At 61.7% G+C, this 26,667-nt stretch carries 26 protein-coding genes; 11 read left to right on the forward strand and 15 right to left on the reverse strand.

Annotation, left to right across the window (positions count from 1 at the left end; all coding sequences use genetic code 11):
- Nucleotides 1–96: 96 nt before the first annotated feature.
- From ABZ342_RS32825 to ABZ342_RS32840, 4 genes are all read right to left on the reverse strand, one after another.
- Complete coding sequence (locus ABZ342_RS32825) at nucleotides 97–816, reverse strand: hypothetical protein (protein WP_360481216.1); 720 nt, start codon at nucleotides 814–816, stop codon at nucleotides 97–99.
- Nucleotides 813–1,898, reverse strand: a complete 1,086-nt coding sequence (locus ABZ342_RS32830) for a hypothetical protein (RefSeq protein WP_360481219.1) — start codon at nucleotides 1,896–1,898, stop codon at nucleotides 813–815. Before ABZ342_RS32830 ends, ABZ342_RS32825 begins: the two co-directional genes overlap by 4 nt.
- Entirely contained in the window at nucleotides 1,895–2,713 is an 819-nt protein-coding gene (locus ABZ342_RS32835; RefSeq protein WP_360481222.1) for a hypothetical protein, read from the reverse strand. Before ABZ342_RS32835 ends, ABZ342_RS32830 begins: the two co-directional genes overlap by 4 nt.
- Nucleotides 2,714–3,247: 534 nt before the next feature.
- Nucleotides 3,248–3,562: a hypothetical protein gene (locus ABZ342_RS32840; RefSeq protein WP_360481225.1), complete on the reverse strand. Its 315-nt coding sequence runs from the start codon at nucleotides 3,560–3,562 to the stop codon at nucleotides 3,248–3,250.
- Between the two features lie 1,667 nt (nucleotides 3,563–5,229).
- Between ABZ342_RS32840 and ABZ342_RS32845 the strand changes: the two genes are divergently transcribed.
- The gene (locus tag ABZ342_RS32845) at nucleotides 5,230–5,823 is read left to right on the forward strand and encodes a hypothetical protein (protein WP_360481228.1); all 594 of its coding nucleotides are present in this window, start codon (nucleotides 5,230–5,232) and stop codon (nucleotides 5,821–5,823) included.
- Between the two features lie 96 nt (nucleotides 5,824–5,919).
- On the opposite strand, the gene ABZ342_RS32850 is transcribed toward ABZ342_RS32845, so the two are convergent.
- Nucleotides 5,920–6,270, reverse strand: coding sequence for a hypothetical protein (locus tag ABZ342_RS32850; protein ID WP_360481231.1), 351 nt, complete (start codon nucleotides 6,268–6,270; stop codon nucleotides 5,920–5,922).
- A 1,472-nt stretch (nucleotides 6,271–7,742) separates the two neighbouring features.
- Here ABZ342_RS32850 and ABZ342_RS32855 point away from each other — a divergent pair.
- Nucleotides 7,743–8,135, forward strand: a complete 393-nt coding sequence (locus tag ABZ342_RS32855) for a hypothetical protein (protein WP_360481234.1) — start codon at nucleotides 7,743–7,745, stop codon at nucleotides 8,133–8,135.
- Nucleotides 8,136–8,319: 184 nt separating this feature from the next.
- On the opposite strand, the gene ABZ342_RS32860 is transcribed toward ABZ342_RS32855, so the two are convergent.
- The 6 genes from ABZ342_RS32860 to ABZ342_RS32885 form a co-directional block, all read right to left on the reverse strand.
- A complete protein-coding gene (locus ABZ342_RS32860) occupies nucleotides 8,320–8,772 on the reverse strand; it encodes an NUDIX domain-containing protein (RefSeq protein ID WP_360481237.1) in 453 nt (150 codons plus the stop codon).
- A gap of 173 nt (nucleotides 8,773–8,945) precedes the next feature.
- The gene (locus tag ABZ342_RS32865; RefSeq protein ID WP_360481240.1) at nucleotides 8,946–10,118 is read right to left on the reverse strand and encodes a methyltransferase domain-containing protein; all 1,173 of its coding nucleotides are present in this window, start codon (nucleotides 10,116–10,118) and stop codon (nucleotides 8,946–8,948) included.
- A complete protein-coding gene (gene tgmB / locus ABZ342_RS32870; protein ID WP_360481243.1) occupies nucleotides 10,115–11,104 on the reverse strand; it encodes an ATP-grasp ribosomal peptide maturase in 990 nt (329 codons plus the stop codon). The genes ABZ342_RS32865 and tgmB overlap by 4 nt, the downstream gene beginning before the upstream one ends.
- 30 nt (nucleotides 11,105–11,134) lie before the next feature.
- Nucleotides 11,135–11,419: a hypothetical protein gene (locus ABZ342_RS32875; protein ID WP_360481246.1), complete on the reverse strand. Its 285-nt coding sequence runs from the start codon at nucleotides 11,417–11,419 to the stop codon at nucleotides 11,135–11,137.
- A gap of 7 nt (nucleotides 11,420–11,426) precedes the next feature.
- Nucleotides 11,427–11,840, reverse strand: coding sequence for a hypothetical protein (locus tag ABZ342_RS32880; protein WP_360481249.1), 414 nt, complete (start codon nucleotides 11,838–11,840; stop codon nucleotides 11,427–11,429).
- A 127-nt stretch (nucleotides 11,841–11,967) separates the two neighbouring features.
- Complete coding sequence (locus ABZ342_RS32885; protein WP_360481252.1) at nucleotides 11,968–12,213, reverse strand: hypothetical protein; 246 nt, start codon at nucleotides 12,211–12,213, stop codon at nucleotides 11,968–11,970.
- Between the two features lie 274 nt (nucleotides 12,214–12,487).
- Here ABZ342_RS32885 and ABZ342_RS32890 point away from each other — a divergent pair, with 274 nt between their 5' ends.
- Nucleotides 12,488–13,642 carry a helix-turn-helix transcriptional regulator gene (locus ABZ342_RS32890; protein WP_360481255.1) on the forward strand — a complete coding sequence of 385 codons (1,155 nt, stop codon included), beginning with the start codon at nucleotides 12,488–12,490 and terminating at the stop codon, nucleotides 13,640–13,642.
- A gap of 18 nt (nucleotides 13,643–13,660) precedes the next feature.
- The gene (locus ABZ342_RS32895) at nucleotides 13,661–14,374 is read left to right on the forward strand and encodes a 5-formyltetrahydrofolate cyclo-ligase (RefSeq protein ID WP_360481258.1); all 714 of its coding nucleotides are present in this window, start codon (nucleotides 13,661–13,663) and stop codon (nucleotides 14,372–14,374) included.
- 12 nt (nucleotides 14,375–14,386) lie between these two features.
- On the opposite strand, the gene ABZ342_RS32900 is transcribed toward ABZ342_RS32895, so the two are convergent.
- The gene (locus ABZ342_RS32900) at nucleotides 14,387–14,626 is read right to left on the reverse strand and encodes a helix-turn-helix transcriptional regulator (RefSeq protein WP_360481262.1); all 240 of its coding nucleotides are present in this window, start codon (nucleotides 14,624–14,626) and stop codon (nucleotides 14,387–14,389) included.
- A gap of 264 nt (nucleotides 14,627–14,890) precedes the next feature.
- On the opposite strand from ABZ342_RS32900, the gene ABZ342_RS32905 reads away from it, so the two are divergent.
- The 6 genes from ABZ342_RS32905 (at nucleotide 14,891) to ABZ342_RS32930 (ending at nucleotide 23,014) form a co-directional block, all read left to right on the forward strand.
- Entirely contained in the window at nucleotides 14,891–16,027 is a 1,137-nt protein-coding gene (locus ABZ342_RS32905) for a hypothetical protein (protein ID WP_360481268.1), read from the forward strand.
- A gap of 1,810 nt (nucleotides 16,028–17,837) precedes the next feature.
- On the forward strand, nucleotides 17,838–18,863 hold the full coding sequence (locus tag ABZ342_RS32910) for a TauD/TfdA family dioxygenase (protein ID WP_360481271.1): 1,026 nt from the start codon (nucleotides 17,838–17,840) through the stop codon (nucleotides 18,861–18,863).
- A complete protein-coding gene (locus tag ABZ342_RS32915; protein WP_360481274.1) occupies nucleotides 18,860–19,564 on the forward strand; it encodes an alpha/beta fold hydrolase in 705 nt (234 codons plus the stop codon). Before ABZ342_RS32910 ends, ABZ342_RS32915 begins: the two co-directional genes overlap by 4 nt.
- Before the next feature lie 221 nt (nucleotides 19,565–19,785).
- Nucleotides 19,786–20,829 (forward strand): fatty acid desaturase, encoded by a 1,044-nt coding sequence (locus ABZ342_RS32920; protein ID WP_360481277.1) that lies wholly within the window; start codon nucleotides 19,786–19,788, stop codon nucleotides 20,827–20,829.
- Nucleotides 20,830–20,862: 33 nt separating this feature from the next.
- On the forward strand, nucleotides 20,863–22,071 hold the full coding sequence (locus ABZ342_RS32925; protein ID WP_360481280.1) for a hypothetical protein: 1,209 nt from the start codon (nucleotides 20,863–20,865) through the stop codon (nucleotides 22,069–22,071).
- A 67-nt stretch (nucleotides 22,072–22,138) separates the two neighbouring features.
- Nucleotides 22,139–23,014, forward strand: a complete 876-nt coding sequence (locus tag ABZ342_RS32930; protein ID WP_360481283.1) for a patatin-like phospholipase family protein — start codon at nucleotides 22,139–22,141, stop codon at nucleotides 23,012–23,014.
- Between the two features lie 43 nt (nucleotides 23,015–23,057).
- Here the strand turns inward: ABZ342_RS32930 and ABZ342_RS32935 are convergent, their stop codons facing one another.
- From ABZ342_RS32935 to ABZ342_RS32945, 3 genes are all read right to left on the reverse strand, one after another.
- The gene (locus tag ABZ342_RS32935) at nucleotides 23,058–24,197 is read right to left on the reverse strand and encodes a hypothetical protein (RefSeq protein WP_360481286.1); all 1,140 of its coding nucleotides are present in this window, start codon (nucleotides 24,195–24,197) and stop codon (nucleotides 23,058–23,060) included.
- Between the two features lie 3 nt (nucleotides 24,198–24,200).
- Complete coding sequence (locus tag ABZ342_RS32940) at nucleotides 24,201–24,761, reverse strand: NucA/NucB deoxyribonuclease domain-containing protein (RefSeq protein WP_360481289.1); 561 nt, start codon at nucleotides 24,759–24,761, stop codon at nucleotides 24,201–24,203.
- A gap of 136 nt (nucleotides 24,762–24,897) precedes the next feature.
- Nucleotides 24,898–25,365 (reverse strand): hypothetical protein, encoded by a 468-nt coding sequence (locus tag ABZ342_RS32945; protein WP_360481292.1) that lies wholly within the window; start codon nucleotides 25,363–25,365, stop codon nucleotides 24,898–24,900.
- Between the two features lie 293 nt (nucleotides 25,366–25,658).
- Here ABZ342_RS32945 and ABZ342_RS32950 point away from each other — a divergent pair, with 293 nt between their 5' ends.
- Nucleotides 25,659–26,072 carry a hypothetical protein gene (locus tag ABZ342_RS32950; RefSeq protein ID WP_360481295.1) on the forward strand — a complete coding sequence of 138 codons (414 nt, stop codon included), beginning with the start codon at nucleotides 25,659–25,661 and terminating at the stop codon, nucleotides 26,070–26,072.
- The last annotated feature ends 595 nt before the right edge of the window (nucleotides 26,073–26,667 follow it).

A 26,667-nucleotide genomic window follows, 5' to 3' on the forward strand; every position in this document is an offset into this window, starting at 1 on the left:
AATGTTCGATCGAACCGACGGTGTCCTTTCGGGGTGGAGCTCTGAAGATCGACGCATCGGCCGTTCTCGATTAGTTGTTGTGGAATTGACTACGCATTAGTTTGGTAGCAGCGGAGTGCTGCCGGGCCGACGCGCGACGAGGGAGCCGAAGAGCGCCTTCGCGACAGCGCCCCGCGGGCTGTCTTGCATGATCTGCGTGACCGTCACGGCGCCGTCGATGACGCCATCCGGGACTCGGCTGCCCAGCACCACCGCGTGCACCGATCCCGGGAAGGCCCGGAGATCGGACAGCACTTGGCCCGGTTCGGCGTCGAGTAGCAAGAAGTCCGACAAGACGACCAGCGTGCTCTGATGCCGCGGGTGACGATGGGCCAGGTCGATGGCCTGATCGAGGCTCGGTGCCAACGTGCTCGAGCCGACACCGTCTTTCGGTCGGTGAAGGCCCCAGTGCAGCGACAGTATGCCGAGGCGGGTGATTGGTGATGGCCCGGCGTCGCTCACGCACGGCGAGTCGAAGTGCAGAACCGCTCCGAGCTCGCGTCGTGACCCTCGCCTGGCGACGACCTGGAACGCGTGTTTCACCTCCTCGTACCGCCGGGCGAGCGGGTCAGTGCCGCCTCGTCCGGTGACCGAGCCGGAGTCGTCGAACAGGGCGATCACCATGGTCGGTGTCGGTGACGGATGGCCCGGATCACCCAGTTCGTAGGGCGCATCGTCGAGGTCGAACCCTTTCTGATCAGCGTTCTGGTCAGGAGGTGCGCCGAGAAGTCGGCTCCGTCTGGAGGTGCTCGGCAGCAGGCGAGAGGGCAGGATCATGCGGCGCCACCTCGGCGAGGCCGCCGGCCGATCACCCCGCCCTGCTCTCCAGTCGGAAAGCCATGGCCGAGAACGGCTGGGTTCCGGACCTGGATGTGCCATGCGAGCGCCTCCATGTGCTCGGCCGCGGCCTGGCCACGGAGCGCGTACTCCTTCTCGATGGACTGAGCGACCGCTTGGCCGGCGGCGCGCAGTCGGAGCGGGCTGGAGCTAGCCAGCTGGAGATGACGGGCTTCAACGCGCCGCACACGTTTGGCCAAAGCGTCGAGCAGATCCGCAACGTCATCGGCGGCGGAGTAGCTGAGCAGCCCAGAGGCCAGCGCGGTCGCGGCTGCGAGCATGCCGAAGGTCAGCCCAGCAGCCTGGCCATCGACAGAGGCACGCAGGGTGCCAACGCCGAAGGCGATCAAGCCGACGACTGCGAGTGATAGGAGTCCGATCAGCTTGAGAATGCCCGCGCCGCCGCCTGTGCCAGCGAACAGCTGGTGGTAGCGCTTCTCATCCTCGCTCAGCTGGTCGCGAGCCTGCTGCCGTGCTCTTGCCAGGCGGATGGTTCGCAGCTCGGCGCCCGCAAGGCCGGAGCACACGCCCGCCATGCCGGAGGCGAGGGCGAGGAACAAGGCGATGTAGATGACGTCGCCGTTCATGACGGCGGCGGCCCAGACGCCGCCGGTGTCGCCGAACCACAGGACAGGCATGCCCAGCCAGTAGCGCAGCTTGGCGCCGGCTGACCGTTTGACGTGGTGGCTCAGCGTGCGGACCGCGTGCTGGTGGTCGGTGTGGGCATGACGAACCTGTCCTTCGCTCTCGGTGAGCAGGAACTCGGTAGCCGCCGCGGCGGTCGATGCCTCATCTGCCTGCGCCTGGTGTGGAGACGCCGCCGCTTCGCCAGCTGCTGACCACAGAGCAAGCTGCTCCTCACCGAGGGCCTGGTACTCGTGCTGGACGTACACCGTCCCGATGTTGTTCGGCCGCGGGCAGGCGGCCGAACCATCGAGCTGTGGCAGCGTGACGCTTGCGGCGTTCTGCTGCCAGGCTGCGGTCTGGTCCTTCTGCGCGCCGATCACGCGCTGGGGGCTCATCGGCCGGCCACCGTGTAGTCGGTGACCGAGACGCACTGCGCCGCGGACGCCTTCTTGCACAGAGCGTCGTAGAAGGCGATGAGCCCGTCCACCATTTCGGAGCTCGGCGGAGCACCCGAGATACGCCCGAGGCCCGCGACCAGCACCGATGCGCCGGGAAGCTGCGGTACGGCGACGCCGCTGGCGAGGTCAGCGGCCTCCTGCTTGGAGATGACCTTGTCGTCCAGCCGGAAACCGACGTTCTGGAAGCCATCCGTCAGCAGATAGAGGTGCAGCCGGTAGGGCGCACCGACCTGGCCGATCCACTCGTTGGCCAGCCGGTACTCCGCGCTGATGTCGCTCCCGCCGTTGGGCAGCGAGCTCGCCGTCGCGGAGTAGCCGCTCCGGATAGCGGTCATGGTGTCGGTGACCAGGGTCGGAAGCCTCTTCAGGCGGGCGTTGTCGGTCGCGCCATCGAGGTGAAGCGGCTTGTCGATGATGATGTTGGTCGCCGCGCTGCTCGAGGAGAAGACGCTGACGCGGAGACGTCCGCTGCAGATCGCGGTGGTGCGCACGACCGACTCGATGGCCTTGAAGCGCTCCTCGGTGATGGCGTCCGAGCTGCTCGAGCCGCTGCCGTCAATCTGGATGTCAGCGGCCGGCGGTGCCGCGGCGTCACAGGTGGCGAGGATCTGCTGGTCAGCGGCCAGATCGTTGTTCGGGCGAGATGCCGTACTGCAGCTCGTAAGCACCAGCGCGGCGCCGAACAGTGCAGCAGCAGCGCTCGCTCGCACTGGGGTGACGTGGGCGAGGTTCGACTTGGTGAAGCGGGACATGGAAGCTCCCTTCTCTCGATATGGGCGTGGCGTGAATTGGGCGGGGCAACGGGTGTTGCCCCGCCTAAGAACTGACTCTTATTCCGTTGTCATGCGCTTGGCTCGCCGCTTGCGGTCGACCCGAGCGCTGCGCCTTTCTTTCTCTTCGTTCCGCATGGGAAGTAGCGCGGACTGCGGATCCAATTGGTGGAGATCGCGACCCAGCTCGCACAGTTCAGTCTCTTGACGTGCAATCTCGGCGCGTGTGCGAATGCGAACGACCTTGGTGTAGCGGTTGCGGGGCATGTTGGCTCCTTGTCTGAGTTCTGGGACTTGGGATCTGACCTGATCGGGCCGGCTGTCGCTGGCCTATTGAAATCAGACAGGAGCGAAACGAAAATCAGGGCAATGTGGGTTGTGGTAGGCAAGTGGTTGGCACATATGCGCTGGTCAGGGCACTAGTGGTCTGCCTGTGGTGGTAGAGGGCAGGTCGAGTAGCGGTGTTACTGAATGAAGAAGTCGTCGCCCGGCCGCCGCAAGACGCCGTCTTGTGCCTCAAGGCTTCGTTGAGTCGTCCGGGTCGTCCTCGGGAGCGCGCGGGTCGGGATAGCCGAAGAAGTCCTCGAATGATGGAGGCGTGACGACGCGGTTGGCGTCGTTGAAATCCTTCATCATCTGAACTTCGTCATCGGTCGGGTTTTCGGGATTGTGCGCGAAGTTCTCGATCGGTTGATCAAATATGGTTAAGTATGCTTTTTGGACAGCTTCGAACTCTTCAAGTTCTTCGAGGGTCGGAAATTTGTCGCCAGAATCTAATTTGCCGCGCTCGGGGGTGTCGGAGCCAGAAGTGTTTGGTGCGTATTCACTCATATATAATTTTCTCTATATTTAGTTATAGCACAGTTTAATCGCTATTGTCGACGATTCTGCTTCTGTGCTGTACCCTCCATCCGTCAATGACGGGTGGAGGGTGGAGTGTCTGACGACGCTGGTAACGAAGATCAAATTTCTCGGCTGCGGTCAGCGCTCGAGGCTTTAACGCAACGTGAGGGCATCTGGCGCCCGGACTTGATGGAGCTCCTTGCTGGAAGGCTGCACATACTGTGCGAAAAGTGGCGAATTGATCTTGATAAGCCACTGAAGGTTGTCCGGGACGTGTTGACAGCAAATCTGGCAGCGCAGATCAAGCAGTTGGAGCCCAGAGGCGCTCGTCAACAGCTGACGGTAGACCAGCGCCGCGCTCAGTACACACATGCGCTTCTGGTGAGCTTCAACATCCTTCCCTTGGAACAGCTCCGTGGACTTGGCCTGGGCGAACGTCGACGTTGGCTCGAAAGCGACGCTCGTCGCTTGCTGAAGATCGCATCTTCGACTGCAAAGCGGGAGCTGGAACACGCCATCGAGCAGATAGCACGGTCACTTGCCTCGGGAGCCGTTGAGCGTGCCGACGCCGGAGCAGACGGTGTCTACCCGTCTTCGTCGACTAATGGTGCCGAAGAGCCGGCGGACGTCGAGATCGCGACTGTCGCGTTCCCCGACCTACGACCTGGCGTGGGGAGCCCGAACAATTCGGATACGTCCGTGCACGCTGCTGGCTCGGAGGGGGCACAGCCGCCTCGGATCTCCGGGGTAGAACTCGCTGACACGCGAGACGTGGCTCGACCGGCTCGAGGTTGGAAAGGAAAGGTTGGCCTCAGTGTTCTGGCCGTGGCCGTGGTCGGCGTCCTAGCTGCTGGTCTCGTCGTGTGGTCGCCATGGAAGTCTCCAAGCTCGGGGGTGACCTCGTCGTCGCAATCTTCGCCATCGTCAACGGCTGCCGCTGCGCCAGCTGCCGCTAACGGCTGCACGGACGCCCTTTGCCTGACAACAATGTCTTGGCCGAGGTTTCGAGGTTGTGATGGTGCGACGAGCGTCGCTATGTCACCAGGGGGGCCAGACTTTACTGCTTTCGCCAGCGCGTCGGACACGGGGAAGGATCTGGCCGACGCATCGGCAGGAGGGGCTTCCTGGAAGGAGGGGCACCTACAGTTGCTTCTTGGTGGCGTGGACGAGCGGCCTACCGTAATCCAAGACATTCGTAAGAGCAAGATTGAGCGCCTGCCGGCGGGGCCTAAATGGGTCTACACCCCGCAGGGCGGCTGTGGAGACACGTACGAGCGTGTGTTCAATTTAAACCTTGACAAGGGAACTGTCGTGGATGCGGGCCGCGTGGGAAGCCCCGAGGCTGCGACGTCGACGCCCAAAGCCGAGCCGCTCGGTCGCTCGTTCTATGTGACCAAGTCGGAGCCCGCGGAAGTGCGAGTCGACGCGCTTAGCTGCCACGGAAACTACAAGTGGTCTCTTGATGTTCTCTACGGGAGGCCCGGCGAAACACCGCAGGTGTATACCGTCGGCCCGTTCCTTTCGATGGGGCAGTCAGAGAAGACGTCTTTCTACACGGATTCGGCTGGTCCGGGCACCCCGCCGCAGCTGACACCTTCCGCTCCGAATGACTCTATGTGCCGGTAGCTAGCCTGGTCTCGCGTCTGGAGAAGATCTTGAAGGTTCTCATGCGGCGGGTGCTCGTATCGGCTCTCGTGCTCGTTGCCGCTGCGGCGTGCTCGGCCGGTGGGGGTGCTGGAACTAATGCGGCACCGTCGAGCCCTTCGATCAGCGTCAGCTTCGACATCAACAAGTGCAAGTCTGCGAAACCTGGCCCAATCGAGTTGCCCTCTTCCGGTCCGGCGTTGACCGACGACACAGGCTGCGCAGTCGAGAATCCGGAACTTGTTCAGAAGGTCTACCATGAGCTTGAAGCTGGAGACTTTGATGCGCTGATGAAATATGGCGGTCCTGATCGGTGGCTATGGAATTATGAGAAGCAGCCGGAGTTGTTGGCGCAACCTGATGTTCGAGCCAGAGTTATGAAGTCAATGACTGTGCACCCGCACTGTGACGGTGGGTGCACCTATCCGGGGTTTACTGTCACGGGTTGGGATAGTGAGTTGGCCCGTTATGACGCCCAGCTGTTAGGAGTTGATCCTGCGGCGGTGCCTGATCCCACCGCGCAGATTCCGGTATATACAAGTACATTCCCAGATTGTGCGTGCGACTGGTTAGGCGTCATGGCGCCGAGTAATTCCCGTGATTGACGTGCAGTAAGTTGCGGAAGCGTCTGCTGTGATGCCGTTGGGCTCACGGCAGACGGCTTCCGCTGGTGAGCTCGCTTCGTTAGGCGAACTCTCCGTTCACTCGGAGGGGGGCGACGGCTTCCCACGCCGTGATGGCGCCGGGCTCGCTGCCGCTTCGGCGCTCTTGCTGGGCTTGGCGCTTCCTTCGCCGAAGATGGCAGCGATCGCTGCCTGCTCCGTTCGAGCCTTGCGCTCGATCTCGGCCCTGACCACCTCGGCCTTCTTGAGGATGACCGGGTCGGCCTTGGTCTTCTCGATCCAGTGCTCAAGCGCGAGACGGATCTCTTCGGTTGTGCTGCGCCCGGTGAGTTGGGCGACGATGTCCAGCTGTGCGCGGAGATCCTCCGTGATGCGGACGGCCAGCGTCCTTAGCTGGCCTGCCCCCGCGGCTGCGATTGGCTCGCTCATGGCGAGTACCTCCTCGGTGAGTTGCGGCCGGCGAACCTGGTGGTTCACCCGAAAGGCCGCAGGACGCCGACGAGGTTGGCTTGCGATCGCTGGTGATCAACGCTCCTATTGATCACTCACTTTGGGTAAATTGGCAACCGTATGTCCGCCAATGTTGCAAAAATCACGGCAATTGGATCTGCTGTAACATTGATGTGTGCTTGGGTGGCGCTAGGGGCATTTACACGGTTACTGATCGATGAGGTGGAGCATTGAGTGGTCGGCCATATAACGGTGATCAAAGCGGATCATCCAACGTGGAAGCTCCTTTGGTCGCCCGTCGCCCGCGTCGAGTTTGGCGCTGGCTGAAAACTCCTCATGGAATCGGTGCTGCGGCAACGTTGACGGCAGCTCTTGTTGCCTTCGGGGGCGCCTGGCTTGGTGCTCGTCTCTCTGCGGATGCATCGTTGGAGGCAGCGAAGGCCGGCCTTCAGGCGACCAGCTCGCAAATTTCCGATCAGCACTCATCGGCTGACCGACAAAAGCGTGCCGACGTTTATGTCTCATTTTTCAAGGATGGCCAAAGCTTTGTAGATTCTTCTGTGAAGCTTGGGCAGTGTCAGCGCGAGGCTGGATCAGAGGCGACGTCGGTTGCGGATTCCCACCCCGGTCCTGACCTCTGCGCCTCGCAGGGTGAGCGTCGGGACGAGGCGGCGCGGACTATGTATGCCGATTTCGCGCAGTTGTATGTGTGGGGCACGGCTGAAGGTGTCGAGTCGGCTCAGGGCGTCATGTCTAGCATGGGGACGCAAGATCCGTGGTCATCGTCAAATTTTCCGCATTGCGTCGGATGCTCACCAGACCAAGCCAGCAGTAGTGAGGCAAGTGAAGCGTGGCGGGGCTTCTTGTCGATGATGTGTCGGGAACTACCAGCGGCTGGTTCGCGAGTGGGCTGTTAGCCGGTGCCCAACGGTCGAGGCCGGTCGGTAGGGCTACGTTGATCTCTCATAGGCAAGGGTCGTGCACTCGCACGGCCACTCTCCGCTGCGCCTGCACGGGCGCCTGCACCCCCTGATCACGCGCCGCAGCAGCGTCTGGAGATCACTTGAGCGCATTCACCCCAACGTGTTGACGGTGTCATGTATCTGTCCTTGTCCGTTCGAATATGCGTAGCGGAGCCACTCGATAGTGTGAATCCGACTGCGGCAAAACGGTGCTTGACCAGCACTTAGTCACGCACAATCACCTTGCCGACCGCTCGCCGTTCGGCAAATACCGGTCGGCGCATTCTTTGCGATCTGAGCCGTTCTACTCGTCGGTAGGCATGCTGGTTCCGCCAAGATGACCTCAGCGTCGCCGGGGCAACCCCGGCAGACGCAAACGCGGCCCCCAGCTGTCACTGAGGGCCGCGTAGTTGTCCGCAGGCCCTATCCGACACGCAAAGATCGAGAGAGGCAACGAACATGTCGACGTTACCGCCGCGGGGTGGCGACATGCCAGAGCGACGATCCCCCGATCGGCTCACATTCACTAATGATCCGAACGTCGTCGGCTTCAACGAGCTCTTCGAGGCTGCCGCCGAGCCAGTCGTTGAGGCTGCTCCGGCGAGCATCGTCCTCGGGCCGGCCTGCCGCCGGGCGCGCCCCGACCGTTACCAGCAGACGGAAACGCCGCATCCCCTCTGGGAGCTGCTTCGGCAGGTGGTGTTCGGCGATGCCAAGCACGCCTGGCGATCGGCAGTGCTCCTGGTGGTGCTCGGTGCCGTGGTCTGCGGCATCTTGCTGGCTGGGTCCGTAGCTTTGACCGCGGCTGGTACTGCGCTGGTGGGCCTGGTTGCGCTGCTGCGACTGAGCCGCTGGCAGGCCACCAGGGTGCGTCTCGGCTGATAGCTGAGGCGGTAAGAAGAGGTGGGCGGGATCCGGGGCTGAAACAAGCAGCCCCGGATCCCGCCCGGCTCACATCCCCTGTGCTGAATATCCAAGCGGGTGTCCGCGTGCCTGGACACCGCCGACGGCGTTGGGGCGACGCTCAGATGGGTACGTTCGTCGTGTCCCTGCGTGAAACTGCCTGTTAGTCGCCGTGGTCGCGGTTGATGTGCGTCTTCAGGACGGTCTTGACGGCGTCGGTCACTGGCAGCTCGCCATCGAGCTGAGCCCACTGGTAGACGTCGTGCTCATGCAGTTCGATCGGCCTTGTCGCGGTGACATCGACGGCGAAGTTGAACTGGCGGCTGGCCTTTCCACTTCCCGACGTGTAGTCGAAGCTCCCGAGGTACCGCCTGACCGCCGAGACGTCGAGCCCTGTCTTCTCCTTGATCTCGCAGATGAGCGCGTCGTCGAGCGCTTCGCCCGGTTCGACCTTGCCGCTGGGCAGCTCCCAGAGTCCGTCCATGAAGTCGTCGGCGGGCCGGCGAAGCAGCAGAACCTCGTCCTGAGACTGCACGACGGCGCCGACGACGAATTGCTGGATGCCCGCGGCAGTGGCTTCTGAGACGAGCTTCCGAAGAAGTGCCGAGTCGACCAATGCCTTATCCCCTGAAGCTCGTGGTGGAGGTCGACCACCTTACGGAAGTGTGCGGCGCATCGACGGCGAGTGAGCTGTTCTGCTCCCGATACCGGGCTGGCCGGTTGCCCGTGTCGTCGCAATCAGCCAGTACGGGGATGCCACCCGGACGCGGGAGTTCGTCCGGTCCCGCGCTACAAGGGCAGCGACCACTGCTTGTCGGTGGCCGGGAGGGACACGGCCTGGCCGCCGTCCGGCGAAACCGTGATCGTGAAGTCCACGGGGTGTGGCTGGTCCAGGCGGGTCCAAAGCTCGTGCGCAGCCTCCAGCTCGTCCCATAGGCGCCGGTCTCCGCCCTGGGTGACTTCGCGCTCGTCGTCGTTGGCGTCCACCTCGACCCGCGCCCACGACTCGCTGCGCGGTTCGGTGAGGCAGAAGTACATCGGGCCACCCTTTAGCCTGATTCGGCCAGCTCGTGTTTTGGGCATCGACAGCTGCGCAAAGAGGGCGAACTCCCAGGTGCGCAGGGCAGTAGGGCCGAGGACGGTCCGCCGGTGTGGGCCTGGAGCGCTCACGGCGCGAGACGCAAGCTCAGGCAACTCGTCGAGCTGCTCCTGCTCACTGCGAAGCGGCATGAAGTTCACCTGCTCCGGCAGAAAGCGACCGCTCGCGGACCCATCGTCGTTCACGGTGAAGCGAGCGAGGTTGCCGGCGAAGTAGCCACGCAGGTCGGTCAGGATCGTGCCGCCGGGCCGCACCTGGCGTAGCCAGGCCGGTGGCACCTTTCGCAGGGACGCCGTGGCGATGATCCGGTCGTACTGCGCGCGGGCCGGATAGCCGAGGTAGCCGTCGGCGACCGCGAGCGTCGGATGCAGACCGAGGTGATCCAGCCGTCCCTGCGCCTCGGCGACGCACCGCGGGTCGATATCCACCGAGGTGACGGCCTCCGATCCAAGACGGTGAGACAGCAAGCCCGCCGTCCAGCCCGTTCCGGTACCGACCTCCAACACGGCGTCCCCTTCGGTCGCCAGGCTGGACTCCAGCATGATCGCGACTACCGAGGGCGCCGAACACGATGTCGTGGCCATCTCACGCTCGTCGAAGATCGTCAGGAGCGCCTCATCGTGGTAGACGGCGTGCAGCCACTCATCCCGCTGGGCGCTGTCGACGACGTCGAGGGCATGACCGCCCAGGTTGTCCGGCAGGGTGAAGCGCGGCGCGAACAGGTGGCGAGGAACGTCCTCGAACGCGGTTCTCCAGGCGCGTTCGGTCAGCTTTCCGGAGCCCACCAAGCGCTCGACGAGGGCGTGGTTGAGGTCGGCGGCCTGCTGGCTGAGTTTGCTGTCCAGCTCGATCGCGTCGGTCACTGATCTTCTCCTACGAGTAGCGCGGCGATCGCATTCGCGATGGGGAGGGCCGTCGCGTCCTCTATCCAGCCCCATTGCCCGCTGGGGTTCAAGTCGACGAAGTAGTGCGTGTCGTCGGCGGTGACGACGAAGTCGGCCGCGGCGAAGGTCAGTCCGAGTTGCTCGGTCATCGTCAGGAGCGCGGACTCGACGCCTCCCGGAAGGCGCACGGGTTCGTAGCGCAGAGCCTGGTAGTCCGCGCGCCAGTCGAGCAAGTCGCAGGCGGCCTCGTCGGCGACGAGGATGTTCGCTGCGAACACGCGCTTGCCGACAACGGTTGCCCGCACGTCCCGGACCTTCGGCACGCGTTCCTGGAACTGGTGGGCCGTGAGCCCAACCCGGTCGTCGGACATGTCGGCGACCGTGACCGGTGTCGTGTAGACGAGCGACACACGCTCTCCGTCAGGGACCGAGGCGCCCGAGAGCGTCTTGTAGACGACGGAGCCGCCCAGGCGATCACTGAGATCGGCGGCGTCGTCGGGGACGTTGGTGATAGCGGTACGCGGGACGGCCAGTCCGCACGCCGCGGCGGTGACGAGCTGGAGCGGCTTGTACTCCGCGTCCGCGGCCTTGGATGGGTGGTTTACCCACGTGCATCCCGGCAGACTCATGAGGAGCCCACCGACCGCGCGGCGGGCCTCCCGCGCGGCGAAGCGCTGTTCGGCGTCGTTCATCGACGGCGGGAAGGTGAACGCGGTCGGCCTGCGGACATACACGCTGCGGATGTCGCTCAGGCCGACCGAGCCCTCCGGGCTGCGAATCTCACCGTCCCAGGAGCCATCGAACCAGGCGCTCACGCTCAACGAGAGCGGGAAGTCGCCGGTGTCCGCCCGGAATACCTTCGCGTTCCGGTGCTCCAGCTCCCGAACGACGAGATCTGCTGACGTATCGGTCGGCTCTGTCAGCACCAGCACGGTGCTGGCGGCTTGGCCTGGTTCGGAGTTCATGGTGTTGCCAGCCCTCTATCGATGGTCAGGTCAGATGTCGTTGGCGGTGTCGTAGCGGGTGTCTCCCTCGTCCTGACCGTCTGTGGACTGCTCGGTGACGCTTTCGGTGGCCATCGTCAAACCGCCCTCCCCGGGATGGGTGAGTATGACGACGTTGCGCGGAATGGGTGCGGTCCGCAGCGTCAAGCCGAACGGGGTGACCTCCGTGTCCGAGACGGGCTCCGCTGTCGGAACGAATCCCCGGCGGACGCCGAGTCCGAAACGCTCATCTGCGTCGGTGAGTGACATACGGGTCGTCATTATCTGCTTCTCCATTTCGCTATCACCGCGTCGTTTTCGGCGCAGTGTCTTGGACAAGGCCAGTCGGCCGGACCAAGACCGGCCGGCCCATCTCGTGGGGAACTCTGGAGTCCGGAGCGGGGGCCAGAACCTGGAAGGGCGCGTCCGCCTGGCCCGGTGCGCCGATCGTGAGCACGGCGCGAAGCGTCCAGAGAGGCTCCGCCCCGTACTGCCAGGAGACCACCGACGGGCGGAAGACGTCGGTGCCAGGGAAACTCGGTGTCCGGTACGCGGTGGCGCGGCGCTCGTCACGGATGATGAGGACGTCGGTGCACGTCGGCCAGCGGCACGTCGCCGCGTACAGGTCCGGCGCGTCCGGTCGCCCAAAGAGGTAGAGCGTCCACTTGCGGCGGCGCAGCTCGGCGAAGAGGTCGTCGAGGGAGAACCCGCTCGTCATCGGTGAACTCCGGCGAGCGGATGTAGCCGGATAGCAGCAGCGGCGTTCCGGGTGGCGACACGGCGAGACGCGTTCTTCGACGACGTGCCCAAACCGCTGCGCTGCAAGAAGACGATGGCCACGATCTCTAGAAGCCTTCGCGCAACCGGTAGGCCTGCCGAACGGTCTCGCAGGGCCAAGCCGCGGTGCAGCAGGCGCACTCGCCGCTGGCCGGGTCCGGCTCGTGCAGCACGAACGTCAAGGTGATCAGGCTGTAGAGCTGCGCAGGCTCGGGGATCCGCTCGTTGAGCGTTGTCGACAGATGGTTCAGCCGTCGTTGCCATGCGCACGACGCTCGTGGGCCGCTATGCAGGTCGATCGTTCGTACGGCCATGCCGACCGCTCCGTCCACTTGGGTTCGTCCTGGGCGGCATCCGACGCCGAGGGCTCGTCACCGCAGGTCACGAGGGACTCCTGGGAAGGAAACCTGCGGGCCCTGGAGGTGGGAAGGCCATCCCAGCGCCGGTTGCCGCTTCTGATCTTGGGCGACGGCGTCAGAGGATCCCAGGGCGAAGATCGGGAAAATTGGCGCAAAAGACCGGCAACCACAGCGGGTTGACCTGCGGTAATGTGGCCAGGCGGCACGGACCGCATACGGAGGGGTACGTATGGTCGCCAAGCGCGACGAACTGGCACGGGTACGGCGAGCAGCTGGCTACACGCAGGAACGGCTCGCTGAGGCGCTCGCGGTCGACGTCAAGACGGTTGGCAACTGGGAGTCCGGTAAGACCGAGCCGCTGCCCTACAAACGGCCGAAGCTGGCCCGGCTGCTCGACATCACCGCAGACCAGCTCGAGGCGCTACTCGTCGAGGGTTTGGTACGGCCATCCGAAGCATCCGGTTCGGCCGGCCCGCTTGGGTGGATGGAGAACCCGACGCCGCTCAGCCTTCGGCAGCGTCTCGAACAGGTACAGCGCGACTACGACACAGCGCCGTCGACCAGCCTGCTTGCGATCGCGTCGCAAAACCACGGCCAGATCGGGTACCTGCGCCGGAACGTGCGGGCGACGCGGGACCGGCGCGAGCTGGTGGTTCTCGAAGCGGAGAGCGCCATCCTCATGGCGCAGCTAGTTTGGGACGCATCGCAGCGCCAAGACCACAAGACACCGCGGACGTACCTTGAGCAAGCCGTCGAAGCGGCCGGACGCAGCGGTGACAAGGTCGCTGAGGCATACGCCCAGCTACGGATCAGCTTTCTGTCGCTCTACGGGGACAAGGCGCCACAGGACGGGCTGCTCGATGCACAGCGATCGGCTGACACCGCCGCGGATGCCAGTCCGGCGCTCGCAGGGTTGGCGCTGCTGCATGTCGCCGAAGCGAACGCCATGCTCGGCGAGCGTGCCGCTTGTGACAAGGCGCTCGACGACGCTCGGGCTCAACTCGACCGGGTTCACGATGTAGACCTGGCGGCTGACTACTTGACGTCGGCCGAGATCGATCGGATGGCGGGGTCCTGTTACCTGTTCCTCGGGTTGCCGGACCAGGCCGAAGTCATTTTGCGGCCGGCGGCCAGCGCACTGAAGAACAAGAAGAAGTCGCAGGCGATCGTGCTCGGCAACCTGTCGCTGGCGTACATCCAGCGCGGCGAGCTGCAGGCCGCGACGACGTCGCTTCATCAGGCAATCGATGCGCTTGAGACAACTCGTGGTGGTGGGGGACTGACGGTCGCGTTCGAGGCAGGTCGCAAGCTCCGACCGTGGCGCCAGGAGTCATCCGTACAGGACCTGAACGACCGGCTCTTCACGCTGATTGCCTCACCCTGAACCGGGTACAACTGACGCATGGACGTTGACGACGCGAAGCGGGCAGTGCGAGAGCGGGTGTGGGCCGCGCTGGATCAGGCTGATGCCGTCGCGCCGCCTGGGGCAGCCGGACATATCCCCAGCTTTGTTGGCGCTGACCTGGCTTCTCGCCGTCTCGAGGAACTGGACATCTGGCGTCAAGCCGCAGTCGTCAAAGCCAACCCCGACAAGGCGCAACTCCCCGTTCGTGAAGCTGCCCTCCGCGAGCAGAAGCTGCTCTACATGGCAGCGCCCCGGATTGCGACGCCGGAGCCGTTCTATCTGCTCGACCCCGCGAAGGTCGGCGTCGACGCCGCAGTAAGTAAGCGCGCTGCCGAGGTCGCGCCCACCGTCGGCCCAGCCACCATGCAGCCGGTTGACATCGTGGTGTGTGGCACGGTCGCGGTCGATCGCCGTGGCGTCCGAATCGGCAAGGGGGCCGGCTTCTCTGACATCGAGATGGGGCTGCTTGCCGAGGTCGGACTGCTTGGACCGCACACGACGATTGTGACGACGGTGCACCAGCTGCAGGTGGTCGACGACGAGCTGCCCGAGACGGAGCACGACTTCCGCGTCGACCTGATCGTCACACCGGATGAGGTGATCCGCTGTGAGCCGTCGCCGCGGCCGCCGGGCATCATCTGGGAGCACCTCAGTGCGGAGAAGGTTCGCTCCATTCCGGTGCTTGCGGCTCAACAAGAGCAGCGCGCGTAGTAGGCGGCCCGTTCACCGAGCCAGGTCTAAGCGCTCGAGGATCGCCACGAGGGTGGTCCCCAGTGCTGTTGCCACCTGGTGCAGCTCGACGACATCAAGCCGTCGCTCGCCGGTCTCGTATTTGCTCACAAAGGACTGCGGCTCATCCAGCCGCTCGGCGACCTGTACCTGCGTGAGCCCGGCTTCCAGTCGCAGCCCCCGGAGGAGGGCGCAGAGGCGCTGGTACTCCGCAGAGTAGATCGACTTGTCCACGATGGGTAGCGGACCGTAACCCTTGCCAATATCCCAAAATAGGATATTGTCGCGGTCGGTCGAGGGAACCGGCCGTTTACCAGCGCTTTTGGCGGGAGGTGACGATATGCAGAAGACCACGTTCGGCGGCGGTGGCACCGGTGGAACCGGCGGCTGATCCGACCGCGCAGACGAAGAAGCGCGAGGTCCTGGACGCTGTACTCGTCCAGGACCTCGCGTTTTGCTATTCAACAGGAAAACAAAGATTGGTACAATAAGGGGCAGATGAATCACCTGCTCGACCAGCTCTATAAGGCAAAACTCCGGCTCGCCGGGTTGGTGACTGCACTCCTCGGTGTCGCGCTGATGGTCGTATCACACCGCGTCGACACGATTCCCGTCCTGAGCTGGCTCGTCGGCTGGCCCACCGGCGAAGTCGGTAGTGCGCTGCTGAGCGCCGGTGTCATCGCGGTCATCTTCGAGTACTACGCGCGCAAAGAGACCGCGGCCCGTACGAACGAACAGCTCCGCCACGCCATCCGGCAGGAGGCGCCGGCCATCCGCGACGCCGTTCTCGACAGCTTCGCCTTCGAGCCCGAGACGATGCGGAGCATCGCGTCGGACGAGACGCTCGACAAGATCGCAACGAACGCCATCGGGCTCCGACTCGGCGACGCGGAGCTGGCACGTGATGCCTACGCTGACCTGCGCGAACAGGTCATCCGCTCGCCGGAGCGGTGGCGCAACGTCGACGTGTCGGTCTCGCTCAGCCCCCGGGAAGGTGGCCCGGCGAAGGGCAAGGACTCGATGTTCGTCGCCACGATCCGATGGGAGTATGAGGTTCGACCGTCTAGTTCGACGCTGCGGTTCGTGAGCACCAGCGATCAGGCTGAGTATCAGGAGCTGCTGCGAGATCCGACGGTCGCCGGCCAGTGGATGTTCGAGAAGCTCGGGGCTCTCGACGCGAGCTCGCATGACACCTTCGAGCTCGTCCAGCTCACCGTTGACGGTGTCGAACGACCGGTGCGGAGGGCGCTCCGTCGTGGCACCCAGGTGTACACGGTTGCGCTCGGCAAAGCTGCGACGACCGGCAACGAAGTCACCATCTCCTACACCTACCGGATCCTCGCCCAGCGGCACGGGCATCTGCTGTACCTCGACCTGCCGCGGCCGACCAAGGGACTGCACGTCCAACTCAGCTACGGGCAGGCGGACATCCGGTACGTTAATGTGTTGGACTACTTCGCGAGCCCGGATGCCTCGCGGGTTGAGCGATCGCCGAAGACGGCGCCAGCCAGGACGATAGACGTCGGCTTTGATGGTTGGGTGTTCCCGCGGGCTGGGGTGGCGTTCGTGTGGGTCCTCCAAGATGAACTAAACCCCACGGCATCGGGGGTCGGAATCTCAACCAGGGTTAGATAAGGGCGCTTTGACTTATGTGCCGTGGAATATTCAGCCACCAAGACGCGGCAGATCGTGCCGGAGCGGGAACGTCAGGGTTGCCGCGGACTCGCAGCAGCATTCTGTGGTTCCGCGCAATACCGAGTGCATATACGATGCGTTGCAAAATTGTCGAACGTATGTCTGATTTATCTCTTAACCACTTCGCTGTATGAAACGCGAGTGCGCGCTCCCAGTACGCGTCTTCGCTTTTGTTATCTAGGTGTCCGATTACTCGGGCTGCCATTGCGTGAGTTGATGCGGGCAAGCCCGAAGAGACTAAGAGTCGTTCGACGAAGCGGCGCCCTGGTGCACCGCCAAGGAAGCGAAGTGCGTAGATCATAGCCTCAGCTTGATCTTGATCTTCTCTCAGTCTTCCGCTAACCAATTCTTCGATCAAGACATCTGCCAGCTGGGCGCCATACGGCGTCACGGCGACTAGCTTCGCTGTGTACATCCTCACGTCCGCTATAGGGCTAAAAAGTATCTCATCGACAAGTATGGGCAGTTGTTTATCGGTGAACCCGCCGACCCCAGTCGGCATCCTAGCAATCGTAGAACTGGTAACGCGATCGACTACTGCCTCTGAGAGGTCGTTGTTGGCCAGGCGTCCCTGCGTGAGTACCTGGGAGAGAGCCAGGTCGTCTGCTGTAAGTCGCGGAAACTTCCGCACGAACGAACGCTGATGAGCGGGGGACATTCGCAGAAGCTCGCCTATAAGAAGCCGTGTGTCATCTTCATATATGTTCGCCTGAAGAAGTTCGGCAAGAATGTTCATTACGACGGTGAGCTGGGGCTCGGTGAAATGTCTGTACCGAATCTTCCGGACGCAGGCTAGAAGAGCCCCGTAAAGCGCCTGACTGTTGGTCGGGCTCGTCAGTTGACGTATCACCTGCGTGCTAGCGTCTGGATGACGTGTACCCTCAAGAGCACCAACGGTCTCTCCGAAGATCTGACCAGATCTATCTCGTCCGAGGCTACTTGTGGCGTCAACCGCGGCCGCCTGAGAAGCCGGGTGCGCTAAGAGGCGGTTAAAGGAGGCGAAACGCGTCAACCAGACCCGGTCTGAGATAATTGTTTCGGATACGAGCCTCTGAGTGATCGAACTCCAGTCCAGTGATTGGGTAGCCTCATGAGGAAGGGTCACCGTGAGTGCAATAGTGAGTTCTTCCCAGTCTGCGGCAGTCATAAGTTGATCAGAATGAACTTGCTCGATCAGCTGGTCGACCCGTAGGAGGCTGCCTCCCTCATGGTTCGGGCGCACCTGAAGTGCATTGGCACCGTCTCCGATGGGGGAGACGTACCAGTACATCGCGTCGATCATCGAGGTCAGAATTGTAGGTACTAGTCCAAGCACTTCTTCATATCGCTGTACCGCTGCGCGCGGAACGCGAATACGATTCGTCTCCCAGCGTGAGACCTTGCCCTGGTCAGCTGGTTCGGGCCAGCATCCGCCTCTGAACGCTGCGGCAAACGTACTAAGCCGATGCCAACGTTCGTCCTCCGAGTACAAGCGGTTGACGCGAAGAAGCCACGCTGCCCTATGTCGTTGGACTGCCATGGCGCCCGAGGCGACCGGCTCCAGCTCTGTGCCGTACGGCCGGCCGCGACGCGCTCCTCCCGTATCACGCGACGTCATGTCACAGATTGTAGCGGGGTCGACGCCGGTCGGAGCACTGCAATAAATCGGCGTAGAGGCAGGGCTGCGCCCTATCCTCTACGGAACCGCTAGCCACCGACTACCTGCCTTCCTAACGCGCCAACGATTAACGCCAACCGAGGATGTGTCGCCGTGACCAGCACGTTCGCCAACATTGATCTTATCGCCAGCAACCTGCCGAAAGTAGGCGAGAACCGAAGGCTACGATCTGTGATCATCGCGGAAACAGATTTCAAGATCGACGGACGAACTGGCGATCTGTTCGAGAAGATCGACCTTGCCGGATGCGCGGAGCGTGAGGCATGCCGTCTCGCGCCGGCTTGGGCTGCGGCCCTTCCCGAAGGTGTTCAGCGAGCCGTCCTCATGTTCGCTCGACTTCACCTGGCCGACGCCCTGGTGATTCGTCGGGTCCCGCTCGGCCGCATCGCCGAAGATCGCACGCCGGTCGTGCACGGCGAGGCGAGGCGTCTCGGCGGTTTCGAGGCAATGTGTTTAGCGATTGCGTATCTCTACGGGACGCCTGTTGGGTATGCGACTCAGCAAAAAGGAAGGATGATCAACGACATCGTTCCGCTTCGACAACAGGCTCACGTTCCCAACCACAGCGGCGGGTTTACGGAAAAATTCAAGTTTCACAGCGAGGATGCCTTCATGGCCTCCCCTCCCAACTTCATCCAGCTCGGATGTGTTCGTAATCCGACCAAGACTCCCCTAACTGTCTCCAGTATTCTACCTGGTGATATCGATCCGGAATCGTATGCTGCCTTGCGGGGCAGCCGGTACCGCATCGGAGTAAACCCAGGGCAAGGGGGTACCCAGTTGGAGCCCTATATTGGTGCCATCCTGAGTAGCGAAAATGCGCGGCCGAGTCTCCGCTTCAACGACGCCGAGACTGCTTGTCTCGAACCTGGTGATACGACCCTGACGTCGTTCGAAGAGGCGCTCGATCGGAACGCGACTGACGTTAACCTCGAGCCGGGTGACATCGTCATCGTTAACAATAGTAGGTTGGTGCATGCGCGACGACCGTATGCTGCGAAGTGTGATGGAACCGATCGATGGTTGCTCCGACTTGTTGTCTATCGTAGTATAGATACGGTGCAAGAAATGATTCCGGATGTCGAGTTTCCCATCCTGCACCCAAAGGCCATGAAATGATTGAAACCAGACTTATTATCGCTTGTGACGGCGAGCAGCTATCTGTCGTCCGTACCTCGAATGGAAAACTTGACTCTCCGTGTGTCGTTCTGTTACATGGCGCTGGTCGAGCGAACAAGGAGAGAACTCTCCCGCTGGCCAGAGATCTGGCTGATGCGGGAGTCGATACAATCAGTTTCGACTTCTCTGGTCACGGCTACAGTACTGGCGCTTTAGAGAAGTTGAGCCTTGAGCGGCGCCTCAGACAGGCGCGCGGAGTGATCGAGAATCTCACCAGCGATGAGGTTGGCCTATTTTTAATCGGGTTCAGCATGAGTGGTCAGACTGTCGCCGACTTGATTCAGGTCTACGGTAGCCGGATCGAGCGCATTGTGCTCTGTAGTCCGGCAGTTTACAGCAGGTCGGCTTGGCCGTTGGCCTTTGGTGATGGATTTACTGACGAGATCCGTATCCCGGACGGATGGCGAAATAGTAGTGCCCTTCAGAACCTCTCTAAGTTCACTGGGCGGGCAGTGCTCGCGCTCCCTGGAGAGGATGTCGTTATCCCTACGGCGGTTACTCATGAGATCGAGCAAGCCTTGAATCGAAAAGCTGATCTTGTCTGTCTGACCTTCGGTCAGGCAGGGCACCAGCTTGGAGGTTGGTTTGCGGAACGTGCCGAAGCTCGCAAGATGCTCATCAAGGCGCTCCTGGCGGACTGACTTAGACCCGGCGCCGCCGACTAGCTCGGACCCCCGAGGTTGGCTGCAACGACATTGTTGACAAAAACATGACAATTCTGTGCCTGCTGTTACGTTTGCGTCACGTCAAGGGCTCGGTCGGAGCACTCGTACTCGTTTGAGAAACACATTTCCGTGTTCTGCGACTGTCCTGGTCGGAGCCGTCGACGTTCGAGGGTTCCGCCGATATCGAGGAGTCGATCGTGAAAGAAGCCGTGGCAGCAAGCGCGCCGATGAGGTCTCGGCATCTGGAACTGACGCTGCGATCTTTCCGTTCAGCGGAACTGCGTTGTCGGCGCCGGCCGTCGACTAGGGTGCTGCTTCTAGACCTTGTATCTCGTGTGGCCCCGCTCTTGCTCGGGTACTCATTAATGTTCATGCCGTCGCCGATCGACTATCTTGGAGTCGCACTATTCGCGGTCGCGACTGTTTCGCTATTGGGTTCGTGGTTCCACGACGGGGTCCATGGCAATATTCCGTGGCCAAAATTGGCTGCTAGGCTCGTCGAGCGCCTTGGGGCTGGACCACTGGGCATTAGCCCTCTTTGGTGGCAGTACAAGCATGTGCGCATGCATCATCGATATGTCAGCAACCCTGAGTTTGATCCGGACATCCAGTTTGGTCTACTGGCGCGCGTGTCAGTGGTGCAAAATTGGTCAATTTGGCATAGGAGTCAACACTTCCATATGTGGTTCCTCATGCCTCTCGCGACCCTGAATATGTTGAAGCCCAACGAGGTATGGTACTCGCGCCGATATCGAAAATATAAGGAGTTTGAATCGGCGCCATCGGCTTGGGTTTTTCTGGTCGATAAATACATCACGTTTGCTGTCGTGTGGCTTCCGCTGTTCGTGTTCAAGCCCCTGTCGAACGCGATCCTCGACTGGACATTGTTCATGTTAATGACGGGCACTCTGGCTTCACTTATTACGCAGGTTCAACATAACACCGAGCTGGCGATCGGCGATGAGGAGTTCTCGACACTTTATCCATTGTGTGAACAACTTGTTCGTACAACTGACGTGGGAGTATCCAAGGGGATCTGGTGGTGGCTCTGCGGTGGCGTGAACTTCCACATTATGCATCACGTGGCTCCGACTTTGAGCTTTCGGGAGCTTCCGGAAGTGACAGAACGGCTGAAGCTATGTTTGCTAGATGCAGGCGTCGAGCTACCAGTTCATCAGAACATCTTCGTGGCGCTAGTTTCTCATGCCCGACTCCTTAGGAAACTCGCTCGACGTCCGTGATGAACTCGAACCTAAATAATAGCAGGGGTACAGTTGAGTAAACTAGCTTCCATCTCGGTCGGTGACGATGCTCCCGTCGATGTGTCGGATCAAGTTCCTGACCTGAAACCGTTCGAAGTTGATCCTATTATTCTAGGTAGACTGCATAAGTGGAACCTCAGGCCGTCGGTTCTTGCGGTTTGCGTGGGTGCTCTCTTTATTGTTCTTGTCACTTGGACGGCTTCGATTACGTCGATGTTCTTGCCGGGCAAATCCAATCCCGCACTCTGGCCGGATCTTGTGGATTTTGTTTTGAGAAGGAGCGGTGCTGGCGGTCAAGTGCCGCTCTTGCGCGACTATCCTTCGCTTGTCCTCGGTGTCACGATCGGCGTGTCAATCTGCTTGGTGTATAGCCTATACCGCAACGCGGCAGTGCTTCATTCGGCAATGAAGTCGGCTGGTTGTATCAAGTACAGTGAGGCTGGTCGTGTGGCGCTGACTGCCGCGGTGGACGAGATGAATTCAAAATTGCGCAAGTGGGGCAAATACTCTTGGCTGGCGCTTGCGCTTGCGTTCGGGTTTACCTTGGCAGTCAATCTTCTCTTGAAGAAGACGCTGTTCAATTTCCTGGAGCCGGGCGGCCTTTATGATGATTGGTGGGCGAGTCTTCATCCCTTCCGTGTAGGCGGACTTGTTTGGCTGCTGATCGGTACTCTTGGCATCTACATGGTGTACGCAGAAGCCGTTTTGGGCTTAACCTACGTGCGCTTCCTGCGGAAATGCAAGGGCGACTATCAGTTCAAGGCCAACATGATTAATTCGGACGGGTTATATGGGTGGTCAAAGCTCCGGCAGATAATCTCGAATATGGAAGCGGGTGTTGTTTGCACATTGCTTAGCGCGTGGGCGATGTCGTTTTTCGTGCAACCCTCGCTTGGTAGCCCGGTTACGGTGGTCGTCCTTTTTATCTTCGCCGGAGTCGTACTCTATGTATTCATTCAGGTGACGCTGAATTTTCGTCGACAGGTGCGGACGGATCGTAACGATCAGCGAGCTGACATTGGTCGCATGCTGCAGGAGGCCGCGAAGGAGGGCTCCGTGCCTTCAAGTCTTCGAATGCTCGTCGCTTATCATCAGCTTGAACTGGTCTCGCAGATTCCAACTACGCCGATACGGCAACGCTGGCTCGTGGCTGGCGCTCTGTCGATCTTGGGACCGCTGTCGGCGATAGTGGTGCAGCTAGTCAAATACTTCACTCCGTAGGGCGTCTGGTTTGACGCCCTTGTGGCGTATAATGGATGAGTATGAGAATTTTGACGAGGAGATCTGAATGATATCGATCGCGATCCAGGGCGGCGCGATGCGGTCTATCTACTGCGTCGGTGCTGTCCGTGCAATAGTCGAGGCTGGTTATGGCCATCAAGTAAAGACGATTCATGCGGCTAGTGCGGGTTGCGTATCTGCGGCGGTTCTGGCAAATCAAGTATCAGACGAGAATGCGCCGTCCGTCGCAGAAGTTACTGATATCCTTTTGTCGAGACTGGCAAGTACGCGATTTATCAATCAGCGTCGCTTAAGCAAGATCGTCGATGTCGACTACCTCGTTGAGACGATGCAAGATGTCACGTCAATATCCTGCGCGACGCTTGGCGGGCAGGGAATTGTGTTCGAAGTGGCTGCGACAGATGCTAACACGGCAAGTGCCGAGTATTTCGACGTCGCTAAATATAAGAATGACGCGGATCTTGTTCTCGCGTTGCGTGCAACTATGGCAATACCTGTACTTTACCCAATCAAGGTGAATATTGGTGGCCGCAAGTATGTGGACGGCGGGATTTCGGACCCGCTGCCAGTCTTGCGAGCATTTCGACACAATCCAGATGTTGTAATCGCAATTTCCAGTGTGCCGTCGCTGACGCTAGCAGAAGTGGCGGATGGTAAAGAGGCTCGAATTATCCGATTCGCACCTGGTATCTCGTCGCCGGTTCGGAACCTGATGTTGACCAGGAATCCTCTAGCAGGGGCCGTAGATAGCCTGATGGAGCTCGATTCCTTTATGGGAGCACAGGTTGTGCGGATCAGTCCTTCGGATTCGAGTTTGGTCTGCAGTCGAGTGGAGACCGACGAACTGAAGCTGCGAAAACTGGAAGCGCTCGGGTATAGCGACGCTGTCAAGGCACTCAGCCGACTTCAGGTCGACTTGTAGCACAGGGATTGCGACGGGTGTCAGCGTTGGCTGTTGGCCAGGCTTATCCGGGGGAAAGTGGTTCGGGGTACGGCTTGAGTATAAATGGGTCTTGGATCGACCCCGGCCACAAGACGACGTGGTAAAAATCGTCGCCATGCATACCGTCGCTTGAGATCGTGCCAAAGCCTTTGGCGTAGACACGCGCGGTGTAGTCGCCGACCGGGACCGCAGTCCGGGGTACGGCGGTGCTGTAGTCCAGCATCGACACGATGACCTTGCCCGACTCGAGGTGCAAGCCTGCCTCGGTGACGTGGTCCCAACCGTCGAAGTCGTCGTCCGGAGCTTCGGACCGGACGTCCAGGATGACCGGAACGGTCGTCCTTCGAGCGGTCCCGACCCCGATCACACCCTCGCGCGCCGCGATCATGTCCGTGATCAACGCCCGGGTCCACGCCCGGTCCGGCTCGAACCGCGCGGTCTCGTCCTGCACCATGAAGCTGTTGTAGTCGGCGAAGACGTCGAGTTCGGCGTAAGCCAGCTGCTTGCTGCCGGGCTTTGCGGCCGGGGCGCGATCTGTCATGAGGTGTACCTGAGCTCCGTCGGGTAGGTCGTGGATCGTCTGGGCGAGCGGGCCGCGGATGCGCATGCAGATCACGGCGTCCTTGGCGACGAGATTATCGAAGTCGTACGTCCCGCCCATGGTGAACATCTGCAGCGGGATCAGGCGCTGGTCGTGCTCGAGTGCTCCATGCTCGTCCTGCCAGGCGGTCGCGAACTGGTGGGCGCCGCGGACCGGCGGATCCTCGAGCAACCACGCCGCCCAGTCGTCGAGGCCGGCCCCGATGGGTGTGCGTTCGGCGGTCTCCGGATCGAAGACGACGACCTCGCGGTTGTTGATGACCCCGAACTGGCAGCCGAAGAGGTCCTGGCCGAAGCAGAACAGGCCGTCGGCCAGTCCGGCGTAGGTGTTCTTCCAGGTCGACGGCTCGTTCCAGCGGCCGAGTTCCGGGCCGAGGCCAGCCGTCCCGGCGTGGAAAACCTGGACTCCGGCGTTGAAGGCGGTGAAGCCGTTCATCCGAGTGAGCAGCTCGGTGAGCTCGGCCAGGGGGCCAGCGTCGTGGCCCAGGTCAAGCTGGATGTGGGACCCGAGCGGCGCGCGGGCCCCGGCGAGCAGCTGGTCGAGCGGTCGCAGATTGGTCATCCGTCAGTCCGCCAGGATGGTGACGCGTTCGCCGTTGTCCAGGTCGCGGATCTGGTTCCTCACCGAAGAACCGGCGCCGCGATTGTCGAACGGGTCGATGTACTTCACGGACGAGCCTTCGCCGCCTTCCAGGAACACCGCCGGTGGGTACTCGTCGCGATCGTAGCCAGGGCGGGTCTGCGGGACCTGCTTCATCGACTCCGTCCGTCGGTCCTCGGCGCCTTCGCGGTCAATCGTGACGTCCGCCGGCTGGGTCCTGGGGAACGATTCGTCACCGCGCCAGGACGTGCCCATCTGCGCTTCGCGGGCGTGGTCAGCGGCTTCGGGGTAATCGCCCTGGTCGATGACGACATAGTGCGGGCCCTTGGGCTCCGGCTCGTCGCCACTGAGGAACGCCTTGGCGTCGTTGCCGCGGTCGTCGAGCCAGTGTTCGGCGGTGGCTCCGGCGTGGTCGACCGCGTCGCCCGCCGAATGCATGGCCGAAGTGACGGTGCTGCTGGCGTTCTTGAGATCGTCGGAGTCGACCAGGCCGCCGAAGTCACTACCCTCCCCGTGGACGACCAAGATCGGCGTTTACCGTACGGGGCCGGTCAACCACGCGGAGCTGGATCGATATTTGCCACCCGATTGGTCTAACGCGTCTGGACCGCAACTCCTTCGCGGCCACGAGAGCGGATGTCCGAAGCATTCTCGGGCTTTCTTATTCACCGAGCTCGACGCGTGCCTGGTCAAGAAATGCCTCTCGCGGCGCCGACATGAATTCGTGCACTTCAATGCCCTCTGTTCTGTCGGCCATTGATTCACCTAGGATGTGTGCAAAGTGGTACGTAGCCTGATGCATTGCTGTGGAACAAACGATTCGAACGACTTTTTCTGCAACCCACATGCGGTCCATGGCTGCCTCCGCCTGAGTCTGCCATTCGTCGTTTGTCATCCCACGGTGATAGTGATTAATTGCCGCACGTTCAACGTCTTGAGCTTGTACAAGAAATCGATCGAGTGCCGCCATGCGTTCTGCGCGTCTTGCCTCGGATCGCAAGATCGCCTGGCGAGATACTTCAAGCTTCTCGGCCGCATGGTGTGTGGCGCGTTGGACTGCGTAGGACAACCCTCCGCCGAGAGTGACGCCGCCGAGCGACGAAAGTGCTGTTAGTAGATCTATGCTCAAGGCGGCCCTCCTTGTGCTGGGTCCAGAGAGTGTGCTTCCGTCGCGCGGTGGCGTGACCCCCTCGTCGTCGTCCGCAATTGCTGATTTGTAACAGATGTTGTCTCGATGTTATGAAGACGACGTCGAATCCGACGTAACGGCCTTCGTTCGGCGGCGACTCTTGAGGCGAACACAAGTGAACCGAGCAGCGCGAGCTCGTGATCGCTGGAGGGCAGGATGAAGTACTTCGGGACCTGGGTGCGTGCCGGGATTACCGTGGTTCTGTTGGTGCTCGCGGGGGTTTGGCTCCTCGCGTGTACGCGGCGATTGGCTCTCCTGTCACGAAAAACAGTGATGGCACAACCGTCGATCAGTTCCAACGCGCCAAGGACATCCTGCTCGTCGTCCTGCCCCTGCTGACTACAGCGCTCGGTTACTGGTTTGGCTCGGCAGGACGCCAACAGGCTGAGGACAAAGCGGATCAGGCGCACGATGTCGCGGGCAAAACCCAGCGAAAGCTAGAAAGTGTTCTCGCTAGCTCCACGGAGCAGAACCTGCTCGAAAAGGCAATGGTCAAAGACCCTGAGGCGTTTGGAACGACCTTGACTCCCGAACGGATGGAAGAGATCGTTCGGACAGCACCTGAGCCAGCACCCGACCAGTCGGACGTTCCGACCGAGCAACGCACTGTCGAAGATGACGCTCCTGGCAAGCGGCCGCCCGTTTGATGTTCCGCGTCGACCTGTCGGGGTCGACGCGGAACCACTCGGTACCTACAGGCTCGGCACTCGTCCACGTCGAGGCCGCATCGCCCAGGCGCCAAGCAGGCTAAGACCGCCGACGAGCGTACTCACTGATGCTCCAACGGCTGGCCCGCTCGCCATGAACACTGCGACGATGATTCCGCCGCTCACCGCGAGCAGCGAGCACACACGCAAGGTCGGCGCCCAGCCCGCCAGGATGGTCATCGCCAGGCACAGCCAGTTGTCGCCCGTCCAGCGTCGACGCCGCACTAGGCCGCGGCGAACCATGACTCGATCCGCAGCCGCCAGCATCTCGTCGCGAGTAGCGATTCGTCGGCGCGGAACGTCTTCAACGTGTTTTGCGACAACCTTGACCCGATGGGCCGTATCTTTGTCTGGCGTCTTGCCAATATCAGGTTGTACAGTCACTGCGTCCTATTCCTTGTGTCGCACGCGAGTAGTCGGACAACCCGCATGGCCCCCTGGCCTCGGCGAGGGGTCCCGCCGCAAGCTTTTGGGCCAGTGCGAACAGTTCCGACGAAGCCTTCGCGTCGAGCGGCGGCCGGTTGATGCCGCCGGC

This window comes from Amycolatopsis sp. NPDC005961 (genome assembly GCF_040629235.1).
GTDB lineage: Bacteria > Actinomycetota > Actinomycetes > Mycobacteriales > Pseudonocardiaceae > Amycolatopsis > Amycolatopsis camponoti.

Coding starts and splice junctions, on each gene's coding strand:
- ABZ342_RS32825 (WP_360481216.1), bottom strand. CDS start 816: ATGATCCTGCCCTCTCGCCTGCTGCCGAGCACCTCCAGACGGAGCCGA.
- ABZ342_RS32830 (WP_360481219.1), bottom strand. CDS start 1,898: ATGAGCCCCCAGCGCGTGATCGGCGCGCAGAAGGACCAGACCGCAGCC.
- ABZ342_RS32835 (WP_360481222.1), bottom strand. CDS start 2,713: ATGTCCCGCTTCACCAAGTCGAACCTCGCCCACGTCACCCCAGTGCGA.
- ABZ342_RS32840 (WP_360481225.1), bottom strand. CDS start 3,562: ATGAGTGAATACGCACCAAACACTTCTGGCTCCGACACCCCCGAGCGC.
- ABZ342_RS32850 (WP_360481231.1), bottom strand. CDS start 6,270: ATGAGCGAGCCAATCGCAGCCGCGGGGGCAGGCCAGCTAAGGACGCTG.
- ABZ342_RS32855 (WP_360481234.1), top strand. CDS start 7,743: ATGCCAGAGCGACGATCCCCCGATCGGCTCACATTCACTAATGATCCG.
- tgmB (WP_360481243.1), bottom strand. CDS start 11,104: ATGAACTCCGAACCAGGCCAAGCCGCCAGCACCGTGCTGGTGCTGACA.
- ABZ342_RS32875 (WP_360481246.1), bottom strand. CDS start 11,419: ATGGAGAAGCAGATAATGACGACCCGTATGTCACTCACCGACGCAGAT.
- ABZ342_RS32880 (WP_360481249.1), bottom strand. CDS start 11,840: ATGACGAGCGGGTTCTCCCTCGACGACCTCTTCGCCGAGCTGCGCCGC.
- ABZ342_RS32885 (WP_360481252.1), bottom strand. CDS start 12,213: ATGGCCGTACGAACGATCGACCTGCATAGCGGCCCACGAGCGTCGTGC.
- ABZ342_RS32890 (WP_360481255.1), top strand. CDS start 12,488: ATGGTCGCCAAGCGCGACGAACTGGCACGGGTACGGCGAGCAGCTGGC.
- ABZ342_RS32895 (WP_360481258.1), top strand. CDS start 13,661: ATGGACGTTGACGACGCGAAGCGGGCAGTGCGAGAGCGGGTGTGGGCC.
- ABZ342_RS32905 (WP_360481268.1), top strand. CDS start 14,891: ATGAATCACCTGCTCGACCAGCTCTATAAGGCAAAACTCCGGCTCGCC.
- ABZ342_RS32915 (WP_360481274.1), top strand. CDS start 18,860: ATGATTGAAACCAGACTTATTATCGCTTGTGACGGCGAGCAGCTATCT.
- ABZ342_RS32930 (WP_360481283.1), top strand. CDS start 22,139: ATGATATCGATCGCGATCCAGGGCGGCGCGATGCGGTCTATCTACTGC.
- ABZ342_RS32935 (WP_360481286.1), bottom strand. CDS start 24,197: ATGACCAATCTGCGACCGCTCGACCAGCTGCTCGCCGGGGCCCGCGCG.